The following is an 8,239-nucleotide window of genomic DNA, read 5'->3' on the forward strand; positions in this document are numbered from 1 at the left end:
GGAAGAAATCCCGCTAAACGATCGCTATATTGTCTTACTGACAGATTGATATTTATGTTTTTTATTTTCATTTCGAGGGCAAATGTAATTGTTTTGTATAAATATCTTATCAATTTATATTTAAAAATGTAAATTCCAGTATTTCATTGTCTCATAAAATACCATTGCAATTATTTTTTTAATATTTTTAGAACTTAAAAACAAACTATGAAAGAATATATCGATACCATAAACTGGCAGGAAGTTTGGGAATTTTCAAAACATATTATATTGCCAAATCTTGGTTGGTTTATATTCTGGACTATTTTATTTATTCTTTTAGGACTAATAATTAGTATTGTTCTAAATGTGTATTTGTATAGAAAAAACTTCTTTACAAGAGATAGAACATACTATAACTGGATTGCTAAACTCTGGATTCCGTATATTATAATAGTTTGTATTTATTTCTTCGGAATGTTGGGTTTATTTTATGGCGGACATTCTATTTTATCGAAAGAAAACAAAAGCATTACAGCCAATATTTACACTAAAACAGTTGGATCTACATTTTCATCAGAAAAAGATAAAAAAGCTTTTTTACAAACGCTTCAACAATTATCAAATTCATCTGAAGATGTTAGTAAATCTTTGACGAAAACATTGGGTTTATATATCGAAAAGAATAATACCGGACTGAGCTCTGTCGATAATTTTAAAAATTCATCGAGTACTTATTTGCTCAAAAAATATGAATCTGAGGTTTATGCCGCTACGATGTATGGTTTTATGAAAGTGATTGATGATAAAGCCGATATCGCTTCTTTCAAGAAAATAAAATATACTGAACTAAAATCACTTTTAACGAAACTTGACAAAATCGAACCTAAAAGAATTGAAGAATCGATTCAGTTAGAAATGGGACATAAATTGCAAGCCATTTTAGATTATATCTATAAAGGAATAATGAAACACGAATTGCTTTTTTTCGTCCTTTTTCTGATTATTCCTTTTATTGAATATTTTATTTATTGGAAGTTTTTGAAGAAGAAAGTTGTTCCGGTTGTGAATGAAACTTCTGCGAATCAAAAAAATAATGAAGTTTATAGTAAAAAAGATACTATTATTTAGCCTTAATTACTTTAATACATTTTTTTGACGAAAAAGAAAAGATTGAATAAATTGTTGAAAGAGAAGTAGTATTCGTAATAATAGAATTTCTTAATAAAAAAATACGCAAATCACTTTGCGTATTTTTTGGTTTTTATTGGTATAACTCTCTCTGATTTTGATTAAAATTTGAATTACTTTTTTCTTCATCTGATTTCCAGAAGAATCGATATTTCATCATTATTTTAGATTGAAACGAATAAATTATTTGTCATTTCGGGTCAAATAATTCTCTTCTTTTTTACTTTTTAAAAATATATCAAACTTAGAATTAAATTCTGTTACTATAGCTATTTCTTCTTTGTCTAATATGATATCGTAAATTCCAAAATCAACATCTTTGATAGAAAATCCGATATCATCATGTTGGAATGAATTACTTTTTTCGATTAATTTTTTCTTAATATTTGCAATGCTATCAGTGAAATCACGTGTAGTTTGTTTTTTAATTTCATTAATAATTAAAGGCTTAAAGAGTGTCGCTATTGTGGGATAAAATTTATTATCAACTGTCATGCTAAAATCCAGATCCTGAAGTTCGAATTTCTTATTATTTGTCATAACTGGTTTTCCCGTTAAATAAACCCATCCTGAAACCGGTAACAAATTGCCTGGCAGTTTAGCTTTTAATTTCACTCCTACAACAACTTCGTCTGCATTTGGATAAAAAGTCATTTCAATTAACTTCACTTTGGCTTTCTTTTTAAGAACAATATCAGGTTTTAAAACCACGTCCTTTTCTTTTAAATATTGATTTGCAGTATACTCGATATCATCATATTTAATAAGCAATGGAAGAAAGGCTTTAACTTCACTTGCTGTTTGAGTCTGTTCTTCTAATAAAGGAAGTGAACTAGTTGTGTTAACAATGTTATCATTAAAACTAACATTTCCTTTTATTCCAACATATAAAGCCAAAGTATCTTTATAAACTTTTAGACCTGACAATGCTACTTTTGAAGGATTAATATTCAATTGATATTGCTTGCCATTTGCCAGTGCCGGTAAACTAACTCCATAATATTTCCATTTATCTTTAACAACATCTCTGATCATATCACATTTAACTTGCTGATTTATAAGATTGCTTACATCTTTTTCAATTTCTTTTAAATGTTTATCTGTCATTCCAGTGAGGGAGATATATACATTATCCATAATCTCAATCTGTGGATTTGATATCCAGGAATGTGTTACATTTACTCCTATGTTGGGACACCAATCTGGTGTAATGGAAAAACTTGTATTAACGAAAAATTGAATTTCTCCATCAAAATTCTTTTTATTTAAAGTTGTAGGTCCTGCCAAAACTCCTTTTAAACCTACACTTCCATTGAATGAAATAGGAACAGATATTCGTAAGGTATTATCATCAACATAAGATAACGTGATTTTTTCTTTCAGCTTCAAATCAATATCATATTTATAACCTACAGCCACTGCCGGACCTTTTGTTTCTATCCACTCGTTTGGATGATACAAAGGGTTATTTGTCTCTATCCATTCATTTGGATTATACAGTGGATCTTTGGTTTTAAACCATTCATTTGGGTGGTATAAAGGATTTTTTGTTTTCCATCCAAAAGGTCCTTTAAGCCATTTTTTTGGATTATATAATGGATCTTTTGTTTTAATCCATTCATTTGGATGATATAAAGGATCTCTAGTTTTTATCAACTTATTTGGATCATAGAACGGATCTTTGGTTTTTATCCAGGATCTATATTCAAATGTACCTTCATCAGAATTGCTGTATCCGTTTTTTAATGCATCATTTAATTTGCTTTCCAAACTGGATAAATCAACCTTTAAAGCAAGAGCAAAACTACTCTCATAAGGAGGTAATTCTACATTTTCAGATAAACGCTCAGGTTTTTTTGTTATCTCGTCATAACTTTTGCAACTTGTAAATACAATTGCAACTACAAGTATTGGATAAAGAATAAATGTTGTTTTCATAAAAAGTGGTTTTAATGATTAGAAATTGGTAAAGATTATTTCCTCGTACTTAATTTTCTTCGATTCCTTTATCCAGACTTATTTTCTTTACTTTAGATAAATTGTAAGTAATTCCGAAAAAATTACCAAATTTGAATTGACTCTGTGTCGGTATATTTCCGGAATCCCCCAAATTATAAGAACCGCCAACTTGATATCCATCTGCAATTCTATCTACTTTTCCCATAGAAATACCTGCCGAAAAAATAATACGTTCCTGCTTTCCTAATATAACTCCGCCACCTAAAAGCACTTGCAGTTTCTCATTTTGAGTTATTACTGCACCAAAATTTAGTATTGGAACAATCCAGGAATTCATTCGGATATAAGTATTAATTGTCGAACCAAATGCCATATCATAATCTCCACTATTTTTTAGCATGATGATTTTATTCCCTGCAGTTGCCGGATCGTCTCTTTTATCATACTCTTCATCATAAAGGGAAGTAAAAAATATTCCGGCACTAACGTCTATTTTTAAGCCGCCTTTGATCCAGATATTATAAGGTGTTGATGCGAAATCAAGATCTTCGTCTTTCGTCTCTTTATCAAATCTGCGTAGTTTAAATTCTATAACATCAATGTTTTTACCTTGTACATCAATTGGTAAATTATAAACTTCTAAATCGATTGTATATAATAAATGGACAATTGCTTGAATGCTTTGGGTAGCTTTTTCTTTTGTTGCAAGTAAATGTTCTTTTGTGTTAAAGTAAGCGTCATCTGTTTGTCGATCTTCTAAATTTATTAATAATTCAAAAGCTTTAGCCAGGTGTTTTTCTGCCGTATTACGCAATTCATGCCTTTTAATATAATCAGCTTCTACAAAGGTGTTTTTTTGCTTCAAGATTGTATAAAAGTTGTCAACATCTCCATTTAAACGATCTAAACTATGGTCTAAGTTTTGATTCTCTAATAAAATCTTATTAATTGTAATTGGCTCAGAATCAAAACTCTTTGTACTAATAGCAGCAACGGTAGCAGCGCTATCAGATGATTTTTGCACCTCAGCTTTCTCATTAAAAAAGGAAATGTTCTTGGTATCTATTTTATAAGTATACTTAAAAGGGTTACCATTTATTAATTTAATGGCAATCATTTCGCTACATTTTGCAGAAAGCCATTTACTATCGTATAAAGGCGTGCATGTTGCATCTTCGCAAATCTTAATACTATTTTTATGAGGCGCACTTAAATCGACTTCAATAATTTTAGTGTGCAATCTGGTATTTTGACCATAGCCAATAAATCCAAAAAATAAATAAAGAATAATTAATCTTGTTTTCATGATTTCTATGTTTTTAGTTATGTTCCAAATGTATTTACAGAACATCATATCAATCAATTACCCGTTCGGGTGATATTTTATTTTTTGCATTTCTCCTGTTTTTTTTTGTAAGTTTATTCTATATTTAACATTTGTCTTTCCGGGTTAAATTTCAAATATCACCCAAACGGGTAATTGCGATCAATGGGCTTATTGCTCAACTTTGTAAAAGAAAATGTAACACCATGAAAATAAGAGTTGCTATAGTAGAGGATGATAAAAATTACAATCAGGCGTTGAAAAACATCATCGACTTTCAGAAAGATATGGAATGTGTGGCTCAATTTTTTAATGGAAAAAATGCTTTGCAAAAATTGGAAGCTATAGAACCAGACGTGGTTTTAATGGACATTCAACTGCAGGATTTATCGGGAATTGATATTGTTTTTAAACTAACAGAATTGATGCCCGGCACTACTTTCGTAATGTGCACGAGTTTTGAAAATGACGAAAAAATCTTTTCAGCCTTGCGTGCAGGTGCGAGTGGTTATCTTGTAAAAGGAGATCCTTTGGATAAAATTATCCAGGCAATTTTGGAAGCCCATAAAGGAGGCGCTCCCATGAGTTTTGCGATTGCAAAGCGTGTTTTACAACATTTTCAGGAAACAAAAGTACAGGTACAAAGTTTAGCATTACTTACCGTAACCGAAAAAGAAGTTCTTGAATTGCTGGCACAAGGACTACTCTACAAAGAAATTGCTGACAAGAAAAATGTCACAATTGATACCATCAAAAAACACATTGGTAATATTTATAGAAAATTACAGGTAAGTAATAAAATTGAAGCAATTAATAAATTTAACAACAAAAACTAAGAAATCATGGAATTAGAAAATTTACAACAAGAAAAAATTGATGGAATTCTTTTTAAAAAAAGGATTGAGGAAGAAGTAGAACGCCATTTTACAAAAAGATATAAAGACCTTGACATTAAAGGCTTAACAAAAAGCTTCTCTATTAATTTAAAATCCTTTAAAGACATAATTTCAAACAAAAACAAAAAAAACTGTAAGTTTTATTACATAGAAAAAAATGATACTTTAAGTTTAGGTTTATCTCTTTCAGATAATGATAAATGTGAAATTATATTTGATGAGACTGATGTTAATAATGTTAATAATGATGTCTTATATACTTTAAATGGTAAAGATTTCAAAGAAGAAGATATTAGAAATTTTGTAAGTGATTTTGACAAAGGTTTAGGAGCAAAATTATATAATTCCACTAAATCAAAAGACACATTGATTTTTTATACTTTAGATGAAATTAATATATACATACAAGAAATGGAGAAATTATACCCTACTATTTTCGAGTTAAAATTTATTATGATTCAATATAGTTCTACTAATCCACAGAATGACGTATTAGCTGATTTTATAGACCGAAATAATAGAATTGCATTTAGTGTTCATACGCTTTATAATAAAAATAATAACTTATATGATGAAAGTATTGGTTATGACCTAGGCAACCTAAGACCATAATGATATATGTTTATGAAATAATATTACTTATAGCACTATTAAAATCAATAGTTTTGGTTAGGAAGTTTAGTCTTTCTAGCCAAAACTATTTATTTGTTTATCTTCTTGTTACTTTTCTTGTAGAATTATTTTCATGGATAATTCTTTTAATAGATAAAGATTCTAAATTCAGTTTTCAATACATTATTTATTGTATGTTTTGCATACTATTTTTCTGGTTTTATTACTCGAGGCAATTCCATAAAAAACTAAAAAAGAAAGTCAATTTATTATCTGTTGTTCTTATCATCTATGTTTTAGCATTTCCCAACTTTTTGGGCGAAAACTTAGATTCAAAATTAGTTATTGCCTTACCTATCTTTTATATTTTATATACGATGTTGTGGTTTTATCAAAAAATAGCTTTTCCATCAAAAGATAAAATTACAGATGATCCTAATTTCTGGATTTCAACAGCTTTACTTCTTTGGAGCTGCTTTTTTATTTTTAGGGTAATTCCGAGGTATTTTTTTGATACTACAGATAAAGACTTTTTAATTTTATTGAGAGAATTGGTATATATCGTAAATAGCATAATGTATATTTTATTTTTTTACGCGCTTTTGAAATACGAAACAATTGCAAAAAATCTAAATAAATGAGCCAGCTTCCACAAGAAATAAAACTCACTTATATCATTGCCATCATTGTAATGTTGATTTTTGTGTGTTTCATTATTATGGTTGTATTTATTTACAATAAAAAACAATTAATTCAGCAGCAAGAAGATCAAATACGAGAAAGCGAATTCAAAAATCAATTGCTGCAGAAAGAATTAGAGCGTCAAAAAGCAATTCAGTTAGAAAGAGAACGTATTTCACAAGATATGCATGATGATTTGGGCGCGGGAATTTCGGCTATAAAACTTCAGGCTGAGTTTTTAAAATATAAAATGCCTAAAGAAAGTTATTCTGAAGATCTTGAAGCGATTATCTCTACTTCTGAAGATATGAATTTAGCCATGCGAGAAATTCTTTGGAGTCTGAATTCACAAAATGATACTATTAGCAATTTCATAGAATATACTAGTTTGTATGTTAAACGTTTTTTAGATAAAACCAACATTGATTCAAAATTCGATTCAGGCATTCTTGAAAAAGAAACCAATTTATCTGTAAAAGCAAGACGCAATCTTTTTTTAGTGGTAAAAGAAGCCGTTCATAATGTATATAAACACAGTCAGGCAAATAACATTGATATTCGATTTGAGCAAACCGAATCTTATTTTAAAATTGTCGTAATTGATGATGGAATTGGGCTAGCAGATACGATTCAGAAAGGAAATGGTTTAACGAACATGTCTCTTCGAATGGAAGCTATAAACGGAATTTTTAAGATTGTTCCTTTGCAAAAAGGTACATTTTTGTTGTTTTTATATTCATTAGAAGATTAATTTAAAATTAAAATAACTTTTTAATTTAAGTAAGAAAAAGATTATTTTTATACTGTAAAAAAAACAACAAAATTGTATTTTATCAAATCAATCTTGTATTTTACGGACAGTTATTTTTGTCAAAAATTTTAAATACCTTTGAATTATGAGCACAGCAACTAAACCCAAACATATTGGCCGAAATATCAGCCGAATTAGAGAACTTCGCGGTATGAAACAAGAAGCACTTGCGCAGGCAATTGGTACAAACCAACAAGCAATTTCAGGAATTGAAGGCAGCGAAGAAGTTGATTCTAAAAAACTTGTAGAAATTGCAAAAGCACTTGGTGTTACGGTTGAAGCTATTGAAAACTTTTCAGAAGAATCTGTTTTTAATTATTTCAATAACTTTTACGATAATAGTGCCAGCAACGGTCAGATAAATGGCCCTAATAATAATTGTACTTTCAATCCTCTTGATAAAGTTGTTGAGCTTTATGAACGTTTGGTTCAGGCTGAAAAAGATAAAGTTGAATATTTAGAAAAATTGATGAAAGGGAAATAAGGATTTTCTTTTTCTTTTATATAATTGAAAGCGCAAATTTTGAAAATTTGCGCTTTTTTTTGTTTTAAATGCAACTATAAAGTTGGAAAACTTTGTAGAATATCGTATTTTTTTTATGTCTTATTCTGTTAGTGAAATGACTTTTTGTGGTTAATAAACAAAATATTTAAAGGTTGCTTTACTAAACAAGTTTACCAGCCAAAAAATAATTAAATAAAAAATCACCATGTCAACATTCTCAGAACAAGTTCATATTACTATTGACGAATTTACACAAACCGTTGTGTACTACGATTTAGAGT

The 8,239-nt window shown here is 29.0% G+C and carries 8 protein-coding genes; 5 read left to right on the forward strand and 3 right to left on the reverse strand.

Annotated features, from left to right (window positions below; genetic code table 11):
- The first annotated feature begins 207 nt into the window (after positions 1-207).
- Positions 208-1,110: a hypothetical protein gene (locus GKZ86_RS17495; protein ID WP_154784351.1), complete on the forward strand. Its 903-nt coding sequence runs from the start codon at positions 208-210 to the stop codon at positions 1,108-1,110.
- A gap of 243 nt (positions 1,111-1,353) precedes the next feature.
- Here GKZ86_RS17495 and GKZ86_RS17500 read toward each other — a convergent pair whose 3' ends face one another.
- Together GKZ86_RS17500 and GKZ86_RS17505 are read right to left on the reverse strand one after the other, a co-directional pair.
- Positions 1,354-3,108, reverse strand: coding sequence for a DUF4403 family protein (locus tag GKZ86_RS17500; protein ID WP_154784352.1), 1,755 nt, complete (start codon positions 3,106-3,108; stop codon positions 1,354-1,356).
- Between the two features lie 49 nt (positions 3,109-3,157).
- Positions 3,158-4,435 carry a hypothetical protein gene (locus GKZ86_RS17505; RefSeq protein ID WP_154784353.1) on the reverse strand — a complete coding sequence of 426 codons (1,278 nt, stop codon included), beginning with the start codon at positions 4,433-4,435 and terminating at the stop codon, positions 3,158-3,160.
- Between the two features lie 224 nt (positions 4,436-4,659).
- On the opposite strand from GKZ86_RS17505, the gene GKZ86_RS17510 reads away from it, so the two are divergent.
- Positions 4,660-5,289 carry a response regulator transcription factor gene (locus tag GKZ86_RS17510; RefSeq protein WP_154784354.1) on the forward strand — a complete coding sequence of 210 codons (630 nt, stop codon included), beginning with the start codon at positions 4,660-4,662 and terminating at the stop codon, positions 5,287-5,289.
- 6 nt (positions 5,290-5,295) lie between these two features.
- Positions 5,296-5,961, forward strand: coding sequence for a hypothetical protein (locus GKZ86_RS17515; RefSeq protein WP_154784355.1), 666 nt, complete (start codon positions 5,296-5,298; stop codon positions 5,959-5,961).
- A gap of 391 nt (positions 5,962-6,352) precedes the next feature.
- On the opposite strand, the gene GKZ86_RS17520 is transcribed toward GKZ86_RS17515, so the two are convergent.
- Positions 6,353-6,535, reverse strand: a complete 183-nt coding sequence (locus GKZ86_RS17520) for a hypothetical protein (RefSeq protein WP_154784356.1) — start codon at positions 6,533-6,535, stop codon at positions 6,353-6,355.
- A 63-nt stretch (positions 6,536-6,598) separates the two neighbouring features.
- Here GKZ86_RS17520 and GKZ86_RS17525 point away from each other — a divergent pair, with 63 nt between their 5' ends.
- Entirely contained in the window at positions 6,599-7,393 is a 795-nt protein-coding gene (locus tag GKZ86_RS17525) for a sensor histidine kinase (RefSeq protein ID WP_154784357.1), read from the forward strand.
- Positions 7,394-7,538: 145 nt separating this feature from the next.
- Positions 7,539-7,937 (forward strand): helix-turn-helix domain-containing protein, encoded by a 399-nt coding sequence (locus GKZ86_RS17530; protein ID WP_154784358.1) that lies wholly within the window; start codon positions 7,539-7,541, stop codon positions 7,935-7,937.
- The last annotated feature ends 302 nt before the right edge of the window (positions 7,938-8,239 follow it).

It is taken from the genome of Flavobacterium sp. LC2016-13 (assembly GCF_009707955.1).
Lineage (GTDB): Bacteria > Bacteroidota > Bacteroidia > Flavobacteriales > Flavobacteriaceae > Flavobacterium.